Below are 24,266 nucleotides of genomic sequence, written 5' to 3' on the forward strand. Positions count from 1 at the left end.
AGGAGATAAAAGATGAAGCTAACATTTATATTGCCAGCTATAGGCAAAAAACTTGGAGAAAAATATATAGGAACTTGGAAGATGGAGCCCTTAACAATAGCCGTGTTAAAAAGTCTGACCCCCAGTGATATTGAAACGGTTTTTTATGATGACCGTGTAGAGCTGATTGATTATGATGATCCAACAGATTTGGTGGTTATTACAGTGGAAACCTATACTGCAAGGCGTAGCTACGAGATCAGCAAGGCCTTTAGAGAGCGGGGGGCTAAGGTGATCCTTGGGGGTTACCACACCACACTAATGCCGGAGGAGGCTATGGAGCATGCCGATGCCATAATGATGGGCAATGCGGAGGATGTATGGCAAGGAATGCTAGCGGATTTTCAAAGAAATCAGTTAAAGAAATCCTATACAGGACAGGTTTCCTTTAGCCCTCTATTACCAGATAAGTCTATTTTTCAAGGGAAAAGTTATCTCCCGGTTTCCCTGGTGGAGACCGGTAGGGGATGCTTTAATCAATGTAATTTTTGTGCAATAGCAGGCTATTATAACTGTCAATATTATGCCAGACCCCATGAACATATCATCAGAGATATTCAACAATCCAAACACAAATATCATTTTTTAGTGGATGATAATTTGGTGGCCAATAAGAAAAATGCCCTAGAGATTTTTGAGAAAATTACACCCTTGGGGATTAAATGGGCTGGACAAGGAACCCTCAGCATGGCCAAGGATGAAGCCCTCCTAAAGGCCATGAAAAAAAGTGGCTGTGAAATTATTCTAATAGGCTTTGAAAGCTTAGAGGAAGAAAATCTTAGGCAGATGAATAAGCCTGTAAATCTCATTATGGAGGAGCGGGATCAGCTAGTTAAGCGGATCCATAACGCAGGCATAGGAATTTATGCCACCTTTGTATTTGGTTACGACTATGATACTGAAGATACCATCGAAAAGGCCCTCCGATTCTCTGAAAAGCATAAGTTTTATACGGCAGCCTTTAACCATCTTTTGCCCTTTCCAGGAACAAGCCACTATCAATACTTGAAGGACGAAAAAAGACTATTGGTGGATAAATGGTGGCTACAGGAGGACTACAATTATGGAGAACTGGCCTTTAAACCGAAAAACATGTCACCAGAAAGGCTTAGTAAGCTCTGTAGAGATGCAAGAAAGGATTTTGCCAATGGTAAAAACCTACTAAGGAGGGGCTTTGCCTCCATGGCAAGAACCAGTCCCCTTTTATGGTTCCTCTTCTGGACAATGAACTTAAGCATTGGGGGAGAGATAGACGAAAAAATGAATGTACCCATAGGGAGGAATTTAGATGAACTTCCCAAATGATAAATATCAGTTGGTTTTAGCTGAAGAAAAGGATTTAGCCGAAATAAAGTCCATTTTTGAAGATGGGCAATTTGACGGTGGAATAGCCGTTCAATATTTAAGAAATCCTAATCCCATTACTTCCTTTGAAAGGGAAGGAGACAAGGTGTTTTTCTTAGTCCTAAAGGATAATATTCATCAGAAACTAATGGGCTTGGGGGCTTGTATCGTGCGGAGGGTTTATAAGGGGGGGGAAGTCTTAAGGATGGGGTATTTAGCAGGTCTTAAGCTTTTACCGGAATATCAGAAAAAGCTTCTTTTTATCCCCCATATCTACCAGCAGCTTTATGAGGCAACCAAAGATCATGTAGATTTCTATTTCACCACTATATTAAAGGATAATGTAGCGGCCCAGACTATGCTGGAAAAGCCCAGAAAAGTCATGCCCCTATACCAGTATTTGGGTGACTATAGAGTGTATTTTTGTAAGGCAGGGATAAAAAAGACCATAGAAAGAGATGATCAGTATAGTGTTAGACGTTGCAGCAAAGAGGAGATAAAAACCTTTTATTTAGAGGAAGCCCATAAGGCTGATTTATCCCTTGAGGCCATAGATGCCTATGATTTAAAAAATGCCACCTATTATGGGTTGTTTAAAGATAATAGTATAGTAGGCTGTGGCTATGTGCTAAATCAACAGGACTATAAGCAGTATGTTGTTAAGAAATATAATGGTGTTTATAAGCTTCTTTCTAAGCTTCCAACCAGATTACTTGGTTATCCTTCTTTGCCAGCCATTAATGAAACAGCCAATTGTGGCAGCGCAGGAATATGGGTAAAGGATCATGATGCATTCCTGGCCCATAAGCTGTGGCAATTTATTCGGCAGAATTCAAAAGAACTGGATTTTCTCATGATAGGCTTTTATGAGAAGCATCCCCTTAGGGCCTATTTTGAAAAAACAAAGCACATTCAATATGATAGTCGATGTTATATTGTAGACTGGCAGCGTAATAGAAAGGTTTATGAGGAGCTTCAAGGGAAAAATCTCTACATCGATGTGGCCTTTTTATAGGTTTCCTTGGATAGAGGGGCTCAAGTTTCATTAAGATTTGTGGTTGCTAAGTTCAACTAGGGGGCCATTGGAATCTATCAAAAATTAGAATTTAAGAAAATTGATGAATTATTTGGGATGTAAATGGGGAAAAGATACTAAATTAATAGTATCTTTTTTCTATCGAGAAATATCTATATATTCTCTTTCTTTCTTTGAATAATTCTTTATTAATAAGCAGAATGGGTATCTTATATTATAGATTAGACTTTAAATAGATCCCATAAAGAAATAAGTAAGGAGGAAGAGAAATGTTAAAAAAGATAGAGAGTAGTAGCTTGGGTAAAAACAATTTAGATTGGCTAAAAGCATCCTTTCATTTTTCCTTTGGAGATTATCATAATCCAGAGCGGATGGGCTTCGGGGTATTGAGGGTCTTAAATGACGATTTAATAGGTGGTAATAAAGGTTTTGACACCCATCCCCATAGAGATATGGAGATTATAACCTATGTCATTGAAGGAAAGCTAACCCATGAGGATAGTATGGGGAACAGTGGCTCAATTGAACGGGGACATGTTCAATATATGAGTGCCGGAACTGGAGTATACCATAGCGAGTATAACAACGAGGATGAAACTATTAGAAGCCTTCAAATATGGATTATTCCAGATGAAAAGGGTCACACCCCCAATTATGGAGATTACAAATTTCCATGGGAATTAAGAAAAAATAAATGGCTTCATATGATTTCTAGTCACAGAGGTGACGCTCCAATAAAAATTAATCAAGATGCAAATTTCTATGTAACTGAATTGCAAAAAGGAAAAGAAACGAAGTTTTCGGTAGGACCCAATAGACAGGCTTATCTTCTTCAGATAGAAGGGATTACTGATATAAACTCGATTAGCTTAAGTACCAGGGATGCGCTGGAGATCGTTGAAGAAGAACTAGTTATTAAAGCTAAAGAAACATCTCATATATTAGTGATAGAAATGGCTAAGCCCTAGGGTATGAAAACTGTAGCAAACGATCACTTTTTAGATGACTTTTCAAAATATTTGTGATACTATATAATAAGAATAGTGCTATAGCACTAGAGACATATCTAAACCAAATCAAAAAAGGCAAACTTATCGAAAGGTAAGGACGCAAAGCCAAGGGCCTAAGATAATGATTTATTAAGGTAGCCGGTTGCTAAGTTATGTAACTAAGCCCTTTTTTTGAAAGGGTTTTTTTATTTCATATCTAAAGGGTGATGATAAAATGTTAAAATCTAAGTTTCGGAAACTAAGGATATTAATAAAAAATAAAACCATACAAGTTTCAATCTTACTATCAGTTATAATCATTGGATTATTAGTAGGAATAGCTTCCCATAGAATCAAAGAATCTCTCACTTCCCAGATGCTAAAGGAAAACTATAAAATCGTAAAACAAGTTAATAATGGGATTCATTTATTCTATTCTTTTGATAAAGAAAAGACTATAAAGAATATTAAAAGCATAGGACAATGGGTTCTTTATAATATTGATGAAATGGATAATGAAAAGCTGTACTTATTGGCTGACACCTTTAATGTAGCTGAAATTAACATTATTGATGAGTCAGGAGTAATCACCAGCTCTAGTGATTTTACTAAAGTAGGAGAAGCTTTAAGTCACAATTCAATTCACAAGCTAGCTAATAGCTTGGACTCTTTAATAATTGAAAATACGGAAAAGGAAGAAGGAACTGGAAGGTATATTAAAAGGGGCTATATTAAAAATTTTACAGGTGGATACATCCAAGTAAGTGTTGAAAGAAATTTTTCTGAATTGCATCTTTATAGTTATCAAATGATTCTTGATGAATTAGTGAAGGATGGTAAGGTGATTTACGGACTATTTGTAAATACAGATTTAGTTGCCACCGCCCATAGTAATATTGATCATATAGGAGAAGAGATTGATAATAAAGGTAGTAGATTGGCTGCAATAGATGGGATGACCTATGCAACGGAGTACTACAACGAAGATAAAGATTATTTCACCTATGAAATATTCTTCCCTGTAAGGATTGATGAAGAATTAATTGGAGCCATTATTTTAGGTGCATCTATGAAGAGGGTTTATAATTTGATTTTTGGTCATATTTTAACAATTATAATAGTGGGAGTAATAATATTAGCTTTGATAATTATTCTAATTGTAAAGCTGTCTAACTATAAGGAATATGCAATTAAAGATACCTTAACGGGAGCATATTCAAGACTATTTTTAGAAAAGTGGCTATCCACCAGTGAAAAAGAAAATAGAAAAGAGGAAAATACACTAGTTGTTATGATAGATATTGACAATTTTAAGGTTATTAATGATACCTATGGTCATTCTGCAGGCGACTTAGCCTTGATTGAGCTGACTAATTTACTGAAGGCATCCCTAAGGAAGGGAGATTTTGTAGTTCGATATGGAGGAGATGAGTTTATATTAATACTTAAGAATTGCAAAAAAGATGTAGCTGAGAAAATCATGGAGCGGATAGAAGAGAGAGTAGCTTTAATAAATATAAAGGGTCAGGATATGGAGATCGGCTTATCCTATGGTATTGAAGAACTAAAGCGTAAAAAAGACTTTGTAGAGTATTTTAATGCTGTAGATGAAAGAATGTATTATTCAAAAAATGATAAAAAATGATAAATAACCAACTATAGTATTGTTGAAGAACCTCTAAATTTTAATAAAATTTAGGGGTTTTATTAACCATAGTTCTAGCGGGAGGTATGTTAGATTTTGTTTTAAATTACATAGTTAATAGGTTATAATCATATTGTAGAAAGATATGGGTAGGGGGAAGGATATGGAACAACAAGCATCATTAGAGCTGCAGGAGGGGAGCATTTCAAAAAATTTAGTTTCTCTTGCTGCACCAACAATATTAGGGTATACCTTTCAAATGTTTTATGATTTAGTAGATATGATGTGGATAGGGAGAATTTCTGCTGAAGCAGTAGCTGGAGTTACAATATTCACAACGATGTTTTGGATTGTAAATGTTTTAAATGAAATCATAGGCACCAGCTCTATTTCTTTGATTTCCCAGAGCTATGGACGGAGGGATGAGGATAGAACAAGTCTATGTGTAGAGCAAACCTTAACCTTTAAGGCGCTGGTTGCAATTATTGCGATGATTATTTTCTCCATTATCTTGAGGCCCTTGCTAAGTTTCTTTACCAAGGACCCTGTAGTTTCGGAAGCAGCCTTGAGCTATGGGTATATAAGAGTTTTCTTCTTACCCATTATGTTTTCCTCCTATACGGTGAACACTGCCTTTAGGTGTGTAGGTGATGCAAAAAAACCCATGATTATTATGGTAATAGCCGCGGTATTAAATATTATATTAGATCCAATTTTAATGTTTGATGTTGTTCCTGGAACATCCATTCCCGGATTTGGTTTAGGTGTATTTGGTGCGGCATTAGCGACAGTGATTTCCATTACTGTAACCTTTATAGTTGGATTTGCATTTATACTATCCAATAAAACTAGGGTAAAGATCAAGGTTAAGAGGCTATTTAAACTCAATTTAGAAATTGATAAGAAGCTTATAACAATTGGTCTTCCCAATGGAGTGGAAGCCCTTTTAAGAAATCTAGTAGGGATTTTTACCCTAAAGTTTATTACCTATTATGGTACAGAAACGGTGGCCGCCATGGGCATCGGCAATAGACTAATTGGTTTCGCTTTTATGCCTCTGTTAGGGCTATCTATGGCCAGTAGTACAATTGTAGGCCAATCCCTGGGTTATGAAAATTTAAAGAGGGCAAAGGCAACAGCTAGAACTGCAACCCTATTTGGATCAAGCCTTATGATGCTGGTAAGTATTATTGTACTTATATTTCCTCAACACATTATGGGAATTTTCATTAGTGATTCCCCGGAGGGTATTGAAATCGGAAAAACCATGATGAGGATTATTTTCCCAGGGTTGATATTGGCAGGGGTATTGATGGGCCATGGAAGTGTATTTTCAGGTTCTGGATACAATGCTCCCTATCTTTTTGCCAGTGTTGCCGGTAGGTGGTGTGTTCAAATCCCTTTAATGTATATAATCGTTAATATGCTAAAGCTACAGGTAGAGTGGGTATGGGTAACCTTTTTAATTGCTGAGTTTGTGGAGGTTCTAGTTATATTATATTTTTACAAACAGGGAAAATGGGAACTTAATAGGGTTTAATCGTAAATAAATTGGATATTATAATTGTAATTAAAGTATACTTGTTATCATATTTACTAGATGCTACCTCTAATGAAAATTAATCATTTCTAAGAGGGAAAGGTAATAGTTGCCAATATGAAAATCATGGTATATAATGAATTAGTAGAGAAAAAGCCATGGGAGTGTTAACAATGAAAAAAATAACTGCAAGCCCATTGGCACGCTGTCTTGGAATTTGCTCCGTACATTGACCAACAATGCATAAAGGCGATCCTTTGTCCGGAGCTTTAATAACCAGTAGCCGTGTCAAAGCAAAATTGGAAATCTGAAGTTTTCAACCTATTTTTGCATATTAGTATAGGTTTATTTCCTATTTCTTTGAAACCGCTAATGAGAAGGTTATTTTAGTATACACTTTTTTGGTATGCTTATTAAGCCGTGGACGATAAGGCTAGTCTGCGGCTTTTTCAATGGATATATCTATTGAGGAGGCCCCTGTGCTGGTGGTCTTTTTTGTTGCCAAAATAATGTATAGGAGATATCCAAGGAGGTTGTAAATAATGAGTTTAATAACTTTTAACAATATATATAAGGAATACGTAGGAAATGTAGTTTTAAACAATGTGAGTTTAAGTATCCATAAAGGAGAAAGGCTTGCTTTAGTAGGGGAAAATGGGGCTGGAAAAACCACTTTATTAAGGATTGCCATGAAGCTTGAAGAGGCTGATGGTGGCGAAATCATCATTGGAAAAAACACTAAGGTAGGATATTTAAGCCAAAGCATGGGGGAGATCCTATGTGAGTCACCCAATAATACCGCTGTATCCTATGAAAAAGTGGTTATACTAGAAAAGAAAATCAGAAGTATTGAAGAAAAAATGGCAAGCATAAAGGCCGAAGATCAGCTTCAAGACGCCATGAGGGAATATACAAGATTGATAGAAATCTATGAGGCTATCGATGGCTATACAATAGAAACAAAAATAAAAACCATATTATTGGGTTTAGGTTTAAGACAACAGGCTTTGGAAATACCCATCGATAAGCTTAGTGGTGGAGAAAGGATGCGAGTGGCCTTAGCTAGGATTCTATTAGAGGAACCGGATCTATTAATTCTAGATGAGCCCACCAACCATTTAGATATCAAAGCTGTTGAGTGGTTGGAGAACTTTTTAAAAACCTTTAAGGGTGGGGTTTTAATAGTATCCCATGATCGATACTTTCTAGATCAAATGGCTACACGGGTGGCTGAGCTCCATAGGGGAAGTATCATAGAGAGAAGTGGCAATTACACATCCTATATGAACCAAAAGGAGATTAGAAGGGAATTCGTACTAAACGAGAAAAAACGCCTTCAAAGAGAAATAAGAGAAACCGATGAGCTAGTGCAAAGTCTTATGAGCATGAGAAAGATCAAGCAAGCTAGAAGTCGACAGAAGGAAAAGGCTAGATTGCAGGCAGAGCTTAATAAGCAGCAAAATTCTAGTGTATCAGAGCATCTGAAAAAGTCGACACGACCACTATTAAGCTTTAATCAGGCTAGACATATCAGTGCCAACATTGCCTGGGCCAATAATTTATATAAGAGCTTTGAAAGTGTGGTTCTATTCAACAATGCAAGCTTTCAAATCCATGGAGGAGAAAAAATTGGAATCATTGGGCCCAATGGATGTGGAAAAACAACCCTATTAAATATCCTTCTGGGAAAGGATAAGGACTTTAAGGGAGAAGCTAAACTGGGCAACTGGGTTAAATATGGTTATGTGGGACAGGAAATTACCTTTGAGGATGAAGAAAGGTCTGTTATTCAAGAAATTATTCATCATAAGGAGCAAACCGAGAAGGAAGCTAAGGACTATATGGCTAAATATCAGTTTTTTGGTGATGAAGTTCATAAAAGTATTTCTGTTCTTAGTGGAGGAGAAAGGGTTAGGGTATACTTGGCCACCTTAATGTTAAATGAACCCTATTGCCTTATTATGGATGAGCCAACCAATCATTTGGATATGGCAGCAAGGGATGCGTTGGAGGCAGCCCTCCTAAGGTTTAAGGGGACGGTGATTGCAATCTCCCACGATCGTTATTTTCTGAATAAATGCGTTACCCGCATCCTCGAAATTTCTGATGGGAGGGTTCACTCGTATTTAGGGAACTACGAAGGTTACAAAGCTGAAAAGTCTAAAAATGAGACTGCTATAAATCATTCAAATGAAGAAAAAGCAAAGTCATCTACCAGAAATAAACCTGTTATAGATAAAAAGTCAGCCAATACTGAATCTATTAATTCCTTGGAGGAAAAAATAACTGTTTTAGAAGAGAGGATAAAGGAAGTTGAGAAATCCTTTGGCCCCGAAGCTGCGGTGGAGGTTTATAAAGAGTATCACCAGTTATCTACAGGGTTGAAGGAACTCTATGGCTTATGGGAGAAGGCCATTTCTAAGGGATATTAACTTGGGATCTATGGATGGTATAAACCGATGGTAATTTTAACCTTGTTAAAAAATCAAGTGAATTTTTCAAGATGCTTTTACAATTTCCTTTCTTGTAAATACTATCTCTAGGGAGGTGTATTTATGAAAATCGCCATAATGGGTGCTGGACTTTCTGGGCTGGCATGCGGAATAACCTTGGAGAAGCATGGGATGAGTCCAACCATTTTTGAAAGAAGAGGAGTTGTGGGTGACCGCTTTGTAAATGGAGAAATTATGCTGTCGATTCTAAATAGACCAATTAATAATAGTATTGGCTACCTATCAGAAGAGTATGGAATACATTTAAAGCCAACAGGAAACATTAAGGAGCTTAGGATTTTTTCGGAAAATAAAGAAGCTTCCATTAAGGGGCAGCTTGGATTTTCCAATATAAGGGGAAGGGATGAGGATTCCTATGAGATGCAACTATATAAGCAATTTAGAGGAAATGTGGTCTTCAATTCAAGATACACCTATGAGGAACTGTTACAGGACTTTACCCATGTAATTCTAGCTACGGGAGACGCAGCAGATGCTAAAAAAATTCAGAATTACAAGGAGGAGTTAACAGTAACCATAAGGGGTGTAATGGTGGAGGGAGACTTTGACCGATATAAGGCAGCTGCTTGGCTTGATAATAATTTTGCCCCCCAGGGTTATGGGTATTGTATCCCCATCTCGGAAGAAGAGGCCAATATTGTAATTGCCTATCCTGATTATCCTCACAATAAAGAGATGGATATTAATCAATTATGGAGTAATTTCTATGATAGAGCTTGTAGAGATTTAAAGCAAGATTTAAGAATTACTGATAAGTTTGAGATCACACGTTATATCATTGGAATGTGTCAGTACCCCCGCATTGGCAACACTTTTTTTGTAGGTAATAACTTCGGTTCAATTATGCCATTTTTAGGCTTTGGACAATTTGCCGCCATCCTTACTGGAGTCTATGGGGCTAAGGATATTTTAGGTCAGGGGAAATATGAAGAATTAACCAATCATTTACGAAAGTCCTATAATAACTCTCTGGTTCTTAGAAGAAGCCTCGAGAAGTTGAATAATCAAAAGCTAGACTTATTGGTTGGAAGTATGAATAACAGAGTAGTTGAACGAATTTTTAATACAAAACATGCGGATCCTTTGAGGTATTTAGCGTATCTTCTAAGACCCTTGTCGAGAAAATGAAATATCTGTTGAAATAGAGTTGGAGTTGACTATCAACTCCTTTTTTATTTTACAAAAATAAACAAAATTACAAAAAATAATACAAAATGTTAAATGAAGGGTTTAGAATATTTTTGTTGAATATTAATATCAAAACCATATAAATCTAATGGAGGGAAGAACAATTGAAAATTTTACTAAATAATCTAGATAAACTTGAGGAATATGCAGAAATACTATCAACGGCAGCATCTTATACAAAAATGGATTTTCTTGAAACTCCCTTAGTTTATGGAGGTGCAGAACGATTTATCTTAATGGGTTATCAAAATATCCTTGAAAGCTGTTATTTGGTAATTCAGGATAGTAATCATAAAAGTCCATTAAATCAACTAGATATTGTATCGGTGCTGGAGGATAAAAGAGTTATTCCACCTTGGCTAAGCAGTAATCTAAAAGAAAGAATTAAATATATATATACATTGGAATATGACTTATTAAGGCACATTAGTAAAGATGAGTTATATATTCTTCTAGAGAACTATGTCAGTGATTTTAGAAACTTTAAGAAATATGTACTTGAATATATCAAATAATCAAAACCGCTAATAGAGATTGTGTGAATAATTAACAATAGAAATTCTAGGCAATTGTTAAATGTTACAAAATTATTAAAGGCATAGGTTAGTGATGCATGAAAGAGTATATAAAAAGGGCTTGCCTAGTAAATTTAAATACAAGCATAAATATTATGACAAGAAGCTTTAGTTTAGAAGAAATATACTACACTAAGGTTTTTCTTATAAAAACCATTAATAAGGAGGTGGAAGTAGGTAGATAAAATAATTAGGTTTTTGCATATTGTAAAGTAGAAAAGAAGGGGTGAAGAAACAATGGGAAGAAAGATTTTTAGGGGATGGAGCTTAATATTAATTTTTGCTCTAGTTATAAGTAGCGTTTTTTCCTTTGCAAAAGTGGACTATGTATTAGGTGAGGAAAATCCAATTACTGTTGCAGAAGCAATTGTAAATAATACTGGGACGAAATCTGTGGTTGGTTACATTGTGGGAACAGTGACAACTGGCCCAACTTATCAACGTGAAGGACCCTTTACTGTTTATACAAACTTAGCTATTGCAGATAGTCCAGAGGAGACAGATGCCTCAAAGATTCTGCCAGTTCAATTGCCTAGTGGTTCCATAAGAACAGAGCTGAACTTGGTGGATAATCCACAAAATCTAGGCAAAAAAATTGTTATCAATGGAAGTCTAGAAGCTTACTTTGGTGTCTCAGGGCTGAAATCGCCTACAGGCTATCAGTGGGTTCCAGAGGAAGGTGGGGTTCTGTCAATTAGTCACACACCAGTAGCTACTGCTAGGGAAGGTGAAGATATACCTATTAATTTCACTGTTGCCAATGAAACAGGCAGTGTAACAGGAGCGGTATATCATAAATATACAAATGAAATAACTTATAATTTTATTAATACAACTGGAAGTGCTATTATACCAGCAGCTGAGGTTGTAGAAGGAGAAATAGAATACTACATAGAGGTCCAGGATGATAATGATATAGTCAGGAGTCCTGAAACAGGTGCTCATATTATCACCATTCAACCGCAACTGGTAGTCAGTACCATAGCGGAAATAAAGGGATTACCAGTAGGTACTGAGATGGCTGTTGAAGGTATTGTAACCACAAATCCAGGGAGCTTTGGAGGAAAAGGCTTTTACCTACAGGATTCAACGGCTGGAGTCTACTCTTTCCACTTTTCAAATGATTTTGGAGTTGAAAGAGGAAACCTCATAAGGCTGGTTGGAACAACCTCAGAATATAATGGAGGGTTTCAAATATCACCAACGGCTGTTGAAATCCTAAGTACCAGTACTGTTGAACCAACTGCTAGGGAGATTGCTATTTCAGATATCGGTCTAAATAATGAAGGACAGTTGGTGACAGTGAATGCTGTAACGGTAACCAGCTTTGATTCCGACAACTACAAAACTGCAATGCTAACCATTACAGATGGTATCAATACAGGCATTATCAAATTAGACAATAGAACTGGATACAATTCTGACCAGCTGGCTGCTAAGGTTACTGTTGGTGATGAGCTGGATGTTGTTGGTGTAGTAGGGTATCAGAGTAACGAATATAGAGTTTTATTACGTGATTTAGATGATGTAACAGTTCTTGGGGCATCTACTGTAGCTCCAGTAGTTGCTACACCCGAGGCGGGAGCAGTTACAGCTGGCACTCAGGTTACATTGACCACTGCTACTGAAGGTGCAGCTATTCTATATACAACTGGAGCTGGAGACCCAGATACAGAATATACACAACCAATCGTTATAAATGAAGCCACTACAATTAAGGCTATGGCAACAAAAGAAGGTTTGAATAATAGTAGTATTAGTACCTTTGCTTATACAATGAGAGAAGAGGGAGTTTTACCTATATTAGAGGTTAAAAAGCTTCCATTAAACTCTACTGCAGAGTTAAGGGGAGTTGTAACAGCCTTAACGGGTAGCAGTAATAGAGAGGCCTATATTCAAGATGAAATGGCTGGTCTTCAAATTAACCTACCTGATATAGCAACTAAAGTAAAGGTAGGAGATATAATTAAGGCTTCTGGTCAATTGCAGGAATATAGGGGAGAACTACAATTTGTTCCAGCTAGTCTAGAGGATGTTATTGTTGAAAGCGGCAATAATCCATTGCCACAAGTAATGGATGTATCCTTAAAACAGGTTTCTCAAGCTAATGGAAGGATTTCAGTAGATACAGCCCTGATTAATTATCAAGGTAATGAGGGGACAATCACTGTAAGGGGTGTTATTACTGATGTGTTGCCAAATGGTCAATATGCAATGGAGATTGCAGACCAAGTCGATCCTACAAGGGTTATGTCTGTAGCCTTGCCGGCAGAATATAGAGAGGAATTTAGTCCCTATAGCAATCCATCGGCTGTTGGTAGAATAGTTCTGGTAACAGGCCAAGAAAAGAACTATTTTAACAAGCCTGCCATTAGACAAGTAAGTAGCTATGATCCCAATACTGGAATTTCGACCAAAGGAGAGTTCCATGTAGGTTATGATATAGAAGGCATGATGGTTGCTACAGAAGCCTTTGAAGTAGTTTCTAAGGATGGCTATGGCTTTATAGGAAAGACAGGTGAAGTCGAAGCTTATATTTACACCGGTAGAGCTACCAATTTCAATCTATCAGAAATAGAGATTGGTGATTGGTACTCAGCTAAAGGAATAGTAGCCTATTACAACCGCCCTCAATTAAAGCTCATTGACGGTGGGGATTTAAAGGCTGAACTTCCTCCAAATGGAAAAGATCCAAGTAATCCTTTGGTGTTAGATGCTAAACCAGGTAACTTTGTATCAACCTTTAATCAAAGCCCCTTGATATCTGCAAGACTAGAGGCTACAGCAGCTGCTATTGATTTCAACAATGTAAGACTTCTGTTTAATGGGATAAGGGTCGAGCATACATTAGATGCTTCAACAGGCATCATATCTTATCAAACAGCAAATCTAGATTATGGTGAGCATGATGTAGTTATTTATGTACCTGATGTTGAGGGTAGAATGAAGGAGTTTAACTGGTTCTTTAGGGTTGAAAAGGAAAATCCTAATTATAATTTCTACTATGGAATACCCCATGCCCATACAGCCTATTCTGATGGAGCAGGTACTCCTAATGAGGCCTATGAGTATGCAAAGACTAATAATCTAGATTGGTTATTTATAACCGATCATTCCAATTGGTTGGATGGAGTAACAGAGGGTAACTATGAGTATGATCCAGTTGCCAATGAGTATGTTGAAGTGGTAGGCTCCCAATGGCACTCAACAAGACTAGAAGCTGAAGCCATTAATGAAAAATATGCCGGTGAATTCTTAGCAATAAGGGGCTTTGAAATGACCTCCAGTATTTGGGGTCACACCAATAGCATTAATAGTGATACCTATGTTGAAGCAAAAAAACAAATGGTACCATTAAGTGAATACTATGACTGGGTAACAGATGTATCAACAAGATCAGGGGCTAAAGTATTTAATGCCTTTAACCATCCCAATTGGCCCGACGATTCCTTTAATAATCTAGCCTATGTAGCAAGTCTGGATAGATACTTTAACGGTATAGAGGTAGGAAATGGGGCACCCCCATATAGCTACGCTAGAGCAGAAGGTCACTACTTTAAAGCCCTGGATAATGGCTGGAGATTAGGAGCCTTAAATGGTCAGGATAACCATGCTAAAAACTGGGGAGATCCAGATTCCTTAACGGTCGTAATAGCTGAATCATTAGATACAGATACGCTAATCGATGCAATGAATGCAAGAAGGATGTATTCTACAGAGACAAGGACTTTAGAACTGACGGTGAAGGGTAACGGACATTGGATGGGGAGCGTTCTTGATGTAAATGCAGGTGATGAAATTAATTTAGATATCCTTGCAGAGGATTCGATGGTTAAGATAGATAAACTACAATTAATAACAAATGGTGGTAATATCCTAGATGAAAAGGTATTTAGTGGTGGAACCAACAGTGCTGCATGGAATTTAACTCTAAATGCCAGTGGAGGGGCCCAATGGTTTGTTGTTAAGGTAATTCACTCCAATGGAGGATGGGGCCATGCATCACCTATATTCACTGCTGCTGGAGAAAATGATGTTAAGCTAACCAATATTACTGTAAATCCAAATCCTACTCTGCCAGGATTCAATACTGAGGTTGAAGCCACAGTTTCAAATATGGGGTTACGGGCTGTTGACGGCATTGAGGTCAATTTCTATGCTAACAGCATCAGTAGCGAAAACTTAATAGATGTTGTAGCCTTAGATGGAAAATTGGACCCAGGAGCCAGTACAAAGCTAAGCACAACATGGCTACCCGTCACCCATGGAGAACAAAGAGTTTTTGCAGTTTTAACCCCTATAAGTGGCGTAACCACAGTAACTGAGATATCCACAAATGTTAAGGTGGTAAAGCCCATAGGTAAAAAGATCCTCTTTGACGGTGGTCATAATAATGCAGATGTACCTGGAACAGTTGTTAAGATAATAGAAATGCTTAGATTATATGGCTATGAGGCAGTAATCAATACCAAAAAATATACTCCAGAGCTATTAGAAAATGTAGACGTACTAATCATTAATACACCATTAAATGCTGATAATGGATTTACCGAAGCAGAAGAAGAGGCAATTGCTGCTTGGGTTAATGCAGGTGGAGCAATAATGATGGCATCAAAATCCAATTATAATCAAGATAGTACAATATTAAACAGCTTGATGACTGAAATCGGTTCCACCATCAGATTCAATAATGATAATATCTACGAGCCAGAGGGTTCTAGCAAGTATACTGGTGGTATGGTTTGGTCCATTATCATGGAGAACTTACCATCTACCCCTAGTGGATTAAATGAGAACATGGAGGCTATAAGAATATTTAGTGGATGCTCCTTAGTAACAGAGGTTAATGGTGGGTTTGGACCATTGGTTAATAATCCAGAAACGGGCTTGGAAATATTACTATACGCCAACGATACCTCCTACAATGCCTTGGCTGGATCAAATGCTTACATTTATAACGAAGAGGGCCAGCTTAATGGAGATACAATTCCTGTTATTGCAACTGAAAGAGTTGGTAACGGTAGGCTGGTTGCAGCGGGTAGACACTTCTATTCAGACTTTGAAATTGGTAACAATGTAAGTAATACAGTATTAACCCTACAGACAATAGATTGGCTTGCTGGTTATGACAGGGTTAGAACCATTACTGATATTAGAGAAAATGCCGTGGTGGGGGATGTTGTTACTGTAAGGGGTATTGTTACAGCACCTACAAATCATTTCTTTGATGTTGTTTACATTCAGGATGAAACCTCTGGCGTAGCCATATATGGTTCGCAGCTTCATGATAACCTACCTATTGGAACAGAAATTATCGCAACCGGTAAGGTAACTTACTTTGAAGGTGAATTGGAATTAGCCTTTGAAAATTATGATTATGAGGTACTGTATATAGGACCGATAGAACCGGTAATTCCAACAAAAGTTTCTACAAATGAAGCAATGGCCGCCGGAGTAGAAGGTAAGTTGGTAACCACAGAGGGTATCATTGTTAACTATAACGAAGTAGATGGTAATTTTTCAATAGATGATGGAAGCGGAGAGGCTTTTGTTCAAATTGATGGATATCTAAACTTAGGTATGGATAGATTTAAATTAGGAGATCGGGTTTCTGTAACGGGTGTTGTCTCCCATGGGTCTGTTGGACCAAGAATTAGGGTTAGATTCTATGATGACCTGGAGTTGGCTGAAGAAATTATAACTCCTACTATTCAATTGGAGGGAGTTATAGCTAATAAAACAAACTTCCAACCAAAATCCACTATACCCTTTAAGTTTAGTATTCTTAATGTAGATGGAGTGCCAGAAGCTATGGATGATGTAACGGTAAAAATCTATGATGGAGACAATTTAATTGTAATCTTTGAAGAGGGAAGAGGTCCTAATAGGATCCACAGAGCTGGTAAACCAGGGCAGTACAAGGTAAATATCCATACCAATTCTTTGAAAATACAGGAAGGGGAATATACAATCGTTATAGAATTTAACTACGATGATGAAAGGATTAGTCTCCACGCTGTAGATATAACAATAGGCAAAAATAAGGATGAGCAAAAGGGTAAAAATAAATAATGAAGGCATAAAACTCTAAAGATGGAAGCTCTTCAGTTAACTCTGAAGAGCTTTCAAACTTGAAAATTATTTTGACTTAAATTACAGAATCCTCCTCATCAAGGTGAGAAAGATAATTAATAGATAAATTATAATACTTCTTTGCTTCTATAGGATCAATATCAATTAGAATATCTGCCAATAGCTTGGAATACTTGACGATGAAGTGTATTTCACCTAATTCTATGTACCCATTGATGGCTAAAGCAAGATATTTTATAGCTATGCTATTTTCTCCCTTCAATCTGTACAATTTCCCTAGCTGACTATACAGCTTATAGCAGGGAGCTAAATTATCTGCCCTTTGAAGAGCCTCAAGATGCTTTAATGCAAAGGCCTCTGCCTCAATCAGCTGGTTGGCATCTACAAGCACTAGAACTTTATCGGCTATATTGGCATTTATACCAAACTCATTATTGATTTTGCTGGCAATGTCTCTACTCTTCTTTAATAATTTTAATCCATCCTTTATTCTTCCCTCGGCAGCCACCACAAGACCGAGAATATTATTGACTTCACAGCTTATAATTTCGTAATTTAGAGACTTATTGATAGCGATCGCCTTCGAGATATGGACCTTCGAAGTAATATAGTCTCCAATCATATAGCTACAGTAACCTATACGAACATGACAGTCTAGTAGGGTATCGGTTATGTACTGCATCTGGCAATGGTGGATATTTTTTTTAAAGGCCTTAAGGGCCCTTTTAAATCTACCAGTATTTGAGTAGGCTGTACCTATATTTAGATAAGCCTTAGCCTGTAAAGAAGGTATATTTAAATGGTTTTCTTCAATTACCCTTAAGGAGCGTTTAAACTCTCCAATAGATCGTTCATAATGGTTTAAGCTAAAATAACTGAGGCCTAGAAAACTGTAGCCTTCGGCCAAGGCCTCTAATAAAGATAAATCCTCCATGGGAGAAAGGGACTTTTGAAGGATCTCAATGGCCTCTAAATATCTTTCTGATGAATATAAAGATTTCCCTAGATAGAACATTGATAAACAATAAAAGGAGCTTTGGCTTCTAGAATACCTAGTGACAATATCTTCAAAGACCTTTAGGGCTTTAGGGTACTGTTTTTGCAAATAATAATTCTCTCCTTTTATGAAGGCCCTTTGTATTTCACTAGTGGCTTCATTAGCCTCATCTAAAAAATAAGAAATGGGAGCATCTAATCGCTGGGATATTAAAGTTAAAACCTTCATTGAGGGCTCTACAATACCTTTTTCAATTTGACTTATATATCCCTTAGTGAATTCTTGACCCCCAAGCTGTTGTTGAGTTAAGCCGGCTTCCCTTCTTTTTGCTTTAATTCTCTCGCCTATATTCATTTATATCCCTCCTGATGATATCAGAAATTATCCACCATAATGTTTAATTATATTAAACTTTATATTGACCAATGTATAACTATATTATACAATAAAATTGAGTTAAAATATAGAAAATATTACTAGGGGGTTGCTATATGAGTCATAGAGATGTATTTAAAAGGGCTGAGGGGATGAAATATAAGTTTTTATTTCATTCTCAAGAGCATGGAGATGAGTTCTTCAATAACTCGAAAAACATCATTATTGATGATGAAGAAGTTCTCCTTTTTCTAGAGGTTGATGAGAGCATCAATGTATATTGGGCTGGAAGTTCTTTCAAAACCATTGCAGATGCCTTTGGTAAGTTGGAAGAAAGGCTTCCAAAGGGAACAACTGTGAAGATAAATGCAGGAGAAGATCAATATACGAAGGGTTTAGCTGTAGAGACTATTAATTCCTTTACTAAAGTGGGTTGTGAATTGGAATTTCATCGTATGGGTATGCGAACCCAAAATCTTGAGGGGGTAAACGCTGATACCAGTGGGTTGGAGGAGGCTTCATTAGAGGACAGTAAAGCTATTTTTAGAATTATTGCCACTGCTTTGGGGGATGAAAAATTTGGAATGGATGCTGAAGAATTTAAGGAGTACATTCAAAAGGAAGGCAACCATGTTTTTATAATTAAATCAGCCTCGGAGATTGCTGGAATAGTATTTGCCAGTATTTATAAAAGTAGGGATAGAAAAACTGTATTCATTAGGGGTCTTGCAGTTGACGAAGCTCATCGAGGTAAGGGTTACTCAAAAAGCCTATTATATAAGGCCTTTCAATGGGCAAAGGAAAACGGAGCAACTGATTCTATGCTATGGGTGGAGAAGGATAATGATGTAGCAATTAATCTGTATGAGAAGTTTGGTTATTCCCCCTATGGTGATGAGGAGCTAATTTTTACTTATACAATTTAGTTATGAAAAGAGAATCTCTAAATAGATTCTCTCAGACCATCGAAAAAGTATAAAACTACAATTAAACACCTATATTCTTAGATAATGAGAAATCTGCGGAGATAAGAATAAAAGAACGAGAAAATTACAGAATAGTATTTTCAATGTTTGAGCCGAAGGTGAGTTTTGAAAATACCTGTAATTTTTAAGTTCATCCTGCCTTTTGACCAAGAGCCAATTTTTCAGTTTTAAAATATAGGGGTTTTTCGATAACCTCAGAGAATCTCTAAATAGATTCTCTTTTTATTTGCCTTTTTATAAATGATAGAAAGGAAAAATATCATCTGAATAGAAGATATAAAATAGATTCATAAGAAAATATTGAGGAGGCTTTATTGGGGAATATAAAACCATAGAGAGTTGATTATATCATCAGATTTATTGAATGATTATGGGAATACCTGAAGGATAAACCGTAAGGAGGAGAATGGATATGAAAAAATATATAATGGCTCTAGACCAAGGAACCACCAGTTCGAGGGCTATCATATTTGATCATGATAGTAATATGGTAGCCGTTGCTCAAAAGGAGTTTCCACAAATCTATCCTAAGGCAGGTTGGGTGGAACATGATCCAATGGTGATTTGGGGTACCCAAAGTGGTGTTGCAAGGGAGGCTTTGGAAAAGGCAGGAATTAAGCCTCATGAAATTGCCGCTATTGGAATTACCAATCAGCGAGAAACAACAGTTGTATGGGAAAGAGGAACGGGAAGACCCATCTGTAATGCCATAGTTTGGCAGTGTCGTAGGTCCGCTGCTATTTGTGATGATTTAAAGGCTAGAGGTCTAGAGGATTATATTCATCATCAAACCGGACTGGTAATAGATGCGTATTTCTCCGGTACAAAGATTAAATGGATACTTGACAATATTGAAGGAGCCCGTGAAAAGGCAGAAAAGGGTGAATTGTTGTTTGGAAATATTGATACATGGCTAATTTGGAATTTAACAAGAGGAAAGGTGCATATAACAGACTATTCCAATGCATCACGAACAATGCTATATAATATTAAAGAGCTTAAATGGGATGAAAAGATCCTTAAGGAGTTGAATATACCTCCTTCTATGTTACCAGATGTTAAACCATCAAGCTATGTATATGGCTATACAGATCACGAAACCTTCGGTGGAGCAGATATTCCAATCTCTGGTGCTGCTGGGGATCAACAGGCAGCTTTATTTGGTCAAGCCTGCTTTCAATCGGGAATGGCTAAGAATACCTATGGTACCGGCTGTTTTATGCTAATGAATACAGGAGAGAGGTTTGTTCCATCTAAAAATGGGCTCTTAACCACTATAGCCTGGGGGGTTGATGGAAGGGTTGAATATGCATTGGAGGGCAGTATTTTTGTTGCTGGGGCTTCTGTTCAATGGCTGAGGGATGAGTTGAAGATTGTTAGATCGGCTGAAGAAACAGAAGATTTTGCCACTAGGGTTGAGGATTCCAACGGAGTTTATGTTGTGCCTGCCTTTGTAGGGATGGGGGCTCCCTATTGGGACATGTATGCAAGGGGTACAATAGTTGGCTTAACTAGGGGTGCTAAAGCTGAGCACTTAGTTCGTGCTACCCTAGAATCCATTGCATATCAAACTCGAGATGTTTTGGAGGCTATGGAGGAGGATTCTGGTATTAACCTTAAAGCTTTAAAGGTGGATGGTGGTGCCGTTGAAAATAACTTTTTAATGCAGTTTCAAGCAGATATATTAAATGTACCGGTGGATAGACCACAAATAACAGAAACAACAGCCTTGGGGGCAGCTTATTTAGCGGGTTTAGCAGTTGGGTTTTGGGCAGATAAATCAGAAATTATGAAGAAATGGACGGTTGATAGAAGCTTCAAACCCTCTATGGAGGAAGGAAAACGAGAAAAACTATATAAAGACTGGAAACGGGCAGTTGAACGTTCCCTCAAGTGGGAAGAGATGGAGGAATAATTTACATATAACTTAAAAGAATGAATAAGATAATAAAGAAAATGTTATTGTCAGAGACTTGGAGAGCCATATAAGATACCCAATTAATAAGGGGTTGTTTTGTATGGTTTTTTTATGTTCATTTAAATGAGAGAGTAGATCTACTAATTACAACTGTAGAGAAACTACAAAAGAAATTTTTAATAATTGCCATCCTGTAATATAATAAAGTACAATAGAAAGTGAAGATATTAATAGAATGACTGATGTTTAATAAGATTTACCACTAATTATCATATTATTTTATGTTGATATAAGGTGAGTAGTTATTGTATATTTTATATAAGAGTCTAAAAAAATTTCGAGTGAGCCTTATGGCCAACTGAAGGAGCTGGTAGGATGAAAAGGCAAAATGGAATAACCGTGGATGACATCATGAAATTAAAATGTATGGAAAATTGCAAAGTGATTGCTGGGGCCAATGGTCTTAATAATCCCGTTGCAAAGGTTAACATGACTGTGGATCCGGATATTCTAGCATGGCTAGATGCAGGAGAATTCTTATTAACAACTGCTTATTCCTTTAAGACTGAAGATATAGAGGTTCAAAAGAACCTTATAACCCATTGCGCCCAGAAAGGGGTGGCAGGCATAGGTATAAAGGTATATCCTTATGTAGAGGCTCTTCCTGAAGAAATAATCGAAACAGCCAACCAATTGAATTTTCCAATAGTTGATATATATCATGAGACTCCCTTGTCGGATATAACTTCCGACATCTTTAAGGAAATTTTTAATAAGCAGGCCTCCCTTCTTCAAAGGTTAGAGAAAATCCATGAGCAACTGATGCATGTTGTTCTTAGTGGAGGAGAGATTAAGGATGTAGTAAGGGTGGTTCATGAAAATCTGCAAAATCCAATACTGGTTAAGATAGAGCATCAAGAAGAAGTGACTATGGGGCTTAATGAGTATATCAAAGACACAAGTGCTTCCTTGTTAAGTAATTATACCCGATTTTACGATAGTATGGAGAATAAGGTTAAGGAAAGGAAGTTCAATGAGACAATTGAGCTTATAAATGGTCAACGGGTAAGGCGTATGGTTATGCCAATCATTGTTAAAAACAATGTCTATGGACATATATTCTCTTGGGCCCTTAAAACTCCCTTGGGAGGCTTCGACCTATCGGTATTGGAGACTGCTTCAACAACTATTGCTTTAGAGGTATTAAAACAGCTTTCTATAAGAGATGTTGAAAATCGCCATAGGGCTGAATTTATGGAGGATCTTTTATCCTTAGATATGAATCGAAAGGAAAAGGCCCTTGAAAAGGCAACTGTGTTTAAGTTGGGATACGATCAAAAATATGCAATGATCTTGATACAGCTGGAGAACATAGGAGACACAATGATTGAAGATATTCTGCAAAAGGTTGCTCTAATCAATAATGATATAGATCGATTGTCGACTGAATTAAAGCTAAACTCCTTTATTGTTAGCAAAACCGACGGTATCTATATAATGCTTTCCTTTAATAATGAAAAGAGCCCCTACAATATTATTCCTGAATTCTGCAATAAATTGGAAAAGCTATTGAGTTTAAGATTAAAAAAGGATGAATATAAAATTGGTATCGGTCGATTATATAATGGGTTATCAAAGGTTTACAAAAGCTATATTGATGCTTCCAAGGCTATAGTAAGTGGTGGCTTAATTGGTGAGGAGAATGTTGTTTATTTCGAAAAACTGGGAATCTACAAAATCCTATGCCAGGATGTTTTAAAGGAGGAGCTGGAAAAGTTCTATTCGGTAACCCTAGAGCCTTTAGTGGAGTATGATAGAAAGAAATCAACAGAGCTGGTTAAAACCTTAGAATCTTATTATTTTAACAATGGTAATCTTAAAAAGCTATCGGATGATTTATATACCCACTACAATACAACCCTGTACCGTCTTCAAAGGATTCAGGATATTACTGGAATGCAGTTGGATAATCATAAGGATCGTTTGAATTTGGAAATTGCCTTAAAAATTAAAAGAATATTAAAAAAATAAGCCCAGATGGGCTTATTTTAGGTTATGATTTTATTCTTCTAGTAAGGCAACTGCTCTTATGGGAGATCCAGAGCCTCCTCTAATTTTCAAAGGTAGACCAAAATATAAGAATCTCTTATTTACCAAAAGATGAAGATTTAAAAGATTTTCCGTGTTGGTTATGTCATATTCACCACATACTAAGTGACCGGAGAAGTTGATATCATCTGGATGATCAATGGCAGGTGCATCCACCCCGATATTAACCACACCAGCTTCTGCTAACCATTTAGCTGCTGCATAGCTTAAACCGGTATAGGTGGTTTGCCATTTGTCAGTACCATAATGACGATCATGATGGCCGGTATACATAAGTAAAATATCGCCCTTTTCTATTTTTAAACCAGACTTGGCAACGGCTTGCTCTAAATCTTTGGGTTCAATATAGCGAGTAGGGGGTATGTGGGAGAGATCGATGCAAATTGCGCTTCCCCAGAAATACTCCAAAGGCATATTTTCAATAGTAGCACCAGAGGGCTTATATTCCCAAACAGCATCGCAATGGGTGCCACCATGCTCGCTTATAAGCAAATTTCTAGCTGAAAAGCCTAAAGCCTTACTACCAGTTGTCTGCATATTCTCCTCGTGGGTCATATTGGTCATAATAAAGGTAGGTTGATGCATGGGGAATACAGACATTCCTTGAAAAATTTCCTGTGATAAATCGATTAGCTTTAATGGCATTTTCTATTCTCCCTTCTTAATTTTATTTCTCTGGGATAAGTAAATTAATTATAAAGGTAGCTTGGGGTCAAGAATAATATTATTATACATTTTTTTTTATAGAATTCCTACTAAATATATTACCCGTCTTTCATTACTTAAAACTAAATAATAATTGTTATACATCCTTTGAAGTTAGTAATTAGAATGCGTGAATATAAATGGTGCTAAAAAAAACAAAAGAACAGTTTTTTAAAAAATTATAAAAACTATACAAAGGCAATGGGGATATTAA

General features: G+C 36.8%; 14 protein-coding genes and 1 riboswitch. Of the genes, 12 read left to right on the plus strand and 2 right to left on the minus strand.

Annotated elements, in window-relative coordinates:
- The first annotated feature begins 12 nt into the window (after positions 1–12).
- From F8153_RS06590 to F8153_RS06630, 9 genes are all read left to right on the plus strand, one after another.
- Positions 13–1,344, plus strand: coding sequence for a B12-binding domain-containing radical SAM protein (locus tag F8153_RS06590; RefSeq protein ID WP_151865586.1), 1,332 nt, complete (start codon positions 13–15; stop codon positions 1,342–1,344).
- The gene (locus F8153_RS06595; protein WP_151865587.1) at positions 1,328–2,398 is read left to right on the plus strand and encodes a hypothetical protein; all 1,071 of its coding nucleotides are present in this window, start codon (positions 1,328–1,330) and stop codon (positions 2,396–2,398) included. The genes F8153_RS06590 and F8153_RS06595 overlap by 17 nt, the downstream gene beginning before the upstream one ends.
- Before the next feature lie 290 nt (positions 2,399–2,688).
- On the plus strand, positions 2,689–3,387 hold the full coding sequence (locus tag F8153_RS06600) for a pirin family protein (RefSeq protein ID WP_151865588.1): 699 nt from the start codon (positions 2,689–2,691) through the stop codon (positions 3,385–3,387).
- Positions 3,388–3,493: 106 nt separating this feature from the next.
- Positions 3,494–3,579: riboswitch (cyclic di-GMP riboswitch) on the plus strand.
- A 64-nt stretch (positions 3,580–3,643) separates the two neighbouring features.
- A complete protein-coding gene (locus F8153_RS06605; protein ID WP_151865589.1) occupies positions 3,644–5,053 on the plus strand; it encodes a GGDEF domain-containing protein in 1,410 nt (469 codons plus the stop codon).
- A gap of 163 nt (positions 5,054–5,216) precedes the next feature.
- A complete protein-coding gene (locus F8153_RS06610; RefSeq protein WP_151865590.1) occupies positions 5,217–6,593 on the plus strand; it encodes an MATE family efflux transporter in 1,377 nt (458 codons plus the stop codon).
- A gap of 542 nt (positions 6,594–7,135) precedes the next feature.
- Positions 7,136–9,025, plus strand: coding sequence for a ribosomal protection-like ABC-F family protein (abc-f, locus tag F8153_RS06615; RefSeq protein ID WP_151865591.1), 1,890 nt, complete (start codon positions 7,136–7,138; stop codon positions 9,023–9,025).
- Between the two features lie 123 nt (positions 9,026–9,148).
- Complete coding sequence (locus F8153_RS06620) at positions 9,149–10,234, plus strand: NAD(P)/FAD-dependent oxidoreductase (RefSeq protein ID WP_151865592.1); 1,086 nt, start codon at positions 9,149–9,151, stop codon at positions 10,232–10,234.
- 164 nt (positions 10,235–10,398) lie between these two features.
- Complete coding sequence (locus F8153_RS06625) at positions 10,399–10,809, plus strand: HepT-like ribonuclease domain-containing protein (protein ID WP_151865593.1); 411 nt, start codon at positions 10,399–10,401, stop codon at positions 10,807–10,809.
- 297 nt (positions 10,810–11,106) lie between these two features.
- Positions 11,107–16,941 (plus strand): DUF6359 domain-containing protein, encoded by a 5,835-nt coding sequence (locus tag F8153_RS06630; RefSeq protein WP_151865594.1) that lies wholly within the window; start codon positions 11,107–11,109, stop codon positions 16,939–16,941.
- 76 nt (positions 16,942–17,017) lie between these two features.
- On the opposite strand, the gene F8153_RS06635 is transcribed toward F8153_RS06630, so the two are convergent.
- Positions 17,018–18,313 carry a helix-turn-helix domain-containing protein gene (locus F8153_RS06635; RefSeq protein ID WP_151865595.1) on the minus strand — a complete coding sequence of 432 codons (1,296 nt, stop codon included), beginning with the start codon at positions 18,311–18,313 and terminating at the stop codon, positions 17,018–17,020.
- A gap of 137 nt (positions 18,314–18,450) precedes the next feature.
- Between F8153_RS06635 and F8153_RS06640 the strand changes: the two genes are divergently transcribed.
- The 3 genes from F8153_RS06640 to F8153_RS06650 all read left to right on the plus strand — a co-directional run bounded on the left by F8153_RS06640 (position 18,451) and on the right by F8153_RS06650 (position 23,269).
- Complete coding sequence (locus F8153_RS06640; protein WP_151865596.1) at positions 18,451–19,260, plus strand: GNAT family N-acetyltransferase; 810 nt, start codon at positions 18,451–18,453, stop codon at positions 19,258–19,260.
- A 472-nt stretch (positions 19,261–19,732) separates the two neighbouring features.
- Positions 19,733–21,235: a glycerol kinase GlpK gene (glpK, locus tag F8153_RS06645; protein ID WP_151865597.1), complete on the plus strand. Its 1,503-nt coding sequence runs from the start codon at positions 19,733–19,735 to the stop codon at positions 21,233–21,235.
- Between the two features lie 378 nt (positions 21,236–21,613).
- Positions 21,614–23,269, plus strand: a complete 1,656-nt coding sequence (locus tag F8153_RS06650) for a PucR family transcriptional regulator (RefSeq protein ID WP_151865598.1) — start codon at positions 21,614–21,616, stop codon at positions 23,267–23,269.
- Positions 23,270–23,299: 30 nt separating this feature from the next.
- Here the strand turns inward: F8153_RS06650 and F8153_RS06655 are convergent, their stop codons facing one another.
- Entirely contained in the window at positions 23,300–23,992 is a 693-nt protein-coding gene (locus F8153_RS06655; RefSeq protein ID WP_151865599.1) for a cyclase family protein, read from the minus strand.
- Positions 23,993–24,266 lie beyond the last annotated feature (274 nt).

It is taken from the genome of Alkaliphilus serpentinus (assembly GCF_009017255.1).
In the GTDB taxonomy this organism is placed as follows: domain Bacteria; phylum Bacillota; class Clostridia; order Peptostreptococcales; family Natronincolaceae; genus Alkaliphilus_D; species Alkaliphilus_D serpentinus.

What these genes read in the sequence shown, in the direction of transcription:
- F8153_RS06650 (WP_151865598.1), top strand. Translation starts at nt 21,614, where the DNA reads ATGAAAAGGCAAAATGGAATAACCGTGGATGACATCATGAAATTAAAA.
- F8153_RS06605 (WP_151865589.1), top strand. Translation starts at nt 3,644, where the DNA reads ATGTTAAAATCTAAGTTTCGGAAACTAAGGATATTAATAAAAAATAAA.
- F8153_RS06590 (WP_151865586.1), top strand. Translation starts at nt 13, where the DNA reads ATGAAGCTAACATTTATATTGCCAGCTATAGGCAAAAAACTTGGAGAA.
- F8153_RS06655 (WP_151865599.1), bottom strand. Translation starts at nt 23,992, where the DNA reads ATGCCATTAAAGCTAATCGATTTATCACAGGAAATTTTTCAAGGAATG.
- F8153_RS06600 (WP_151865588.1), top strand. Translation starts at nt 2,689, where the DNA reads ATGTTAAAAAAGATAGAGAGTAGTAGCTTGGGTAAAAACAATTTAGAT.
- F8153_RS06630 (WP_151865594.1), top strand. Translation starts at nt 11,107, where the DNA reads ATGGGAAGAAAGATTTTTAGGGGATGGAGCTTAATATTAATTTTTGCT.
- F8153_RS06595 (WP_151865587.1), top strand. Translation starts at nt 1,328, where the DNA reads ATGAACTTCCCAAATGATAAATATCAGTTGGTTTTAGCTGAAGAAAAG.
- F8153_RS06635 (WP_151865595.1), bottom strand. Translation starts at nt 18,313, where the DNA reads ATGAATATAGGCGAGAGAATTAAAGCAAAAAGAAGGGAAGCCGGCTTA.
- abc-f (WP_151865591.1), top strand. Translation starts at nt 7,136, where the DNA reads ATGAGTTTAATAACTTTTAACAATATATATAAGGAATACGTAGGAAAT.
- F8153_RS06610 (WP_151865590.1), top strand. Translation starts at nt 5,217, where the DNA reads ATGGAACAACAAGCATCATTAGAGCTGCAGGAGGGGAGCATTTCAAAA.
- F8153_RS06620 (WP_151865592.1), top strand. Translation starts at nt 9,149, where the DNA reads ATGAAAATCGCCATAATGGGTGCTGGACTTTCTGGGCTGGCATGCGGA.
- F8153_RS06640 (WP_151865596.1), top strand. Translation starts at nt 18,451, where the DNA reads ATGAGTCATAGAGATGTATTTAAAAGGGCTGAGGGGATGAAATATAAG.
- glpK (WP_151865597.1), top strand. Translation starts at nt 19,733, where the DNA reads ATGAAAAAATATATAATGGCTCTAGACCAAGGAACCACCAGTTCGAGG.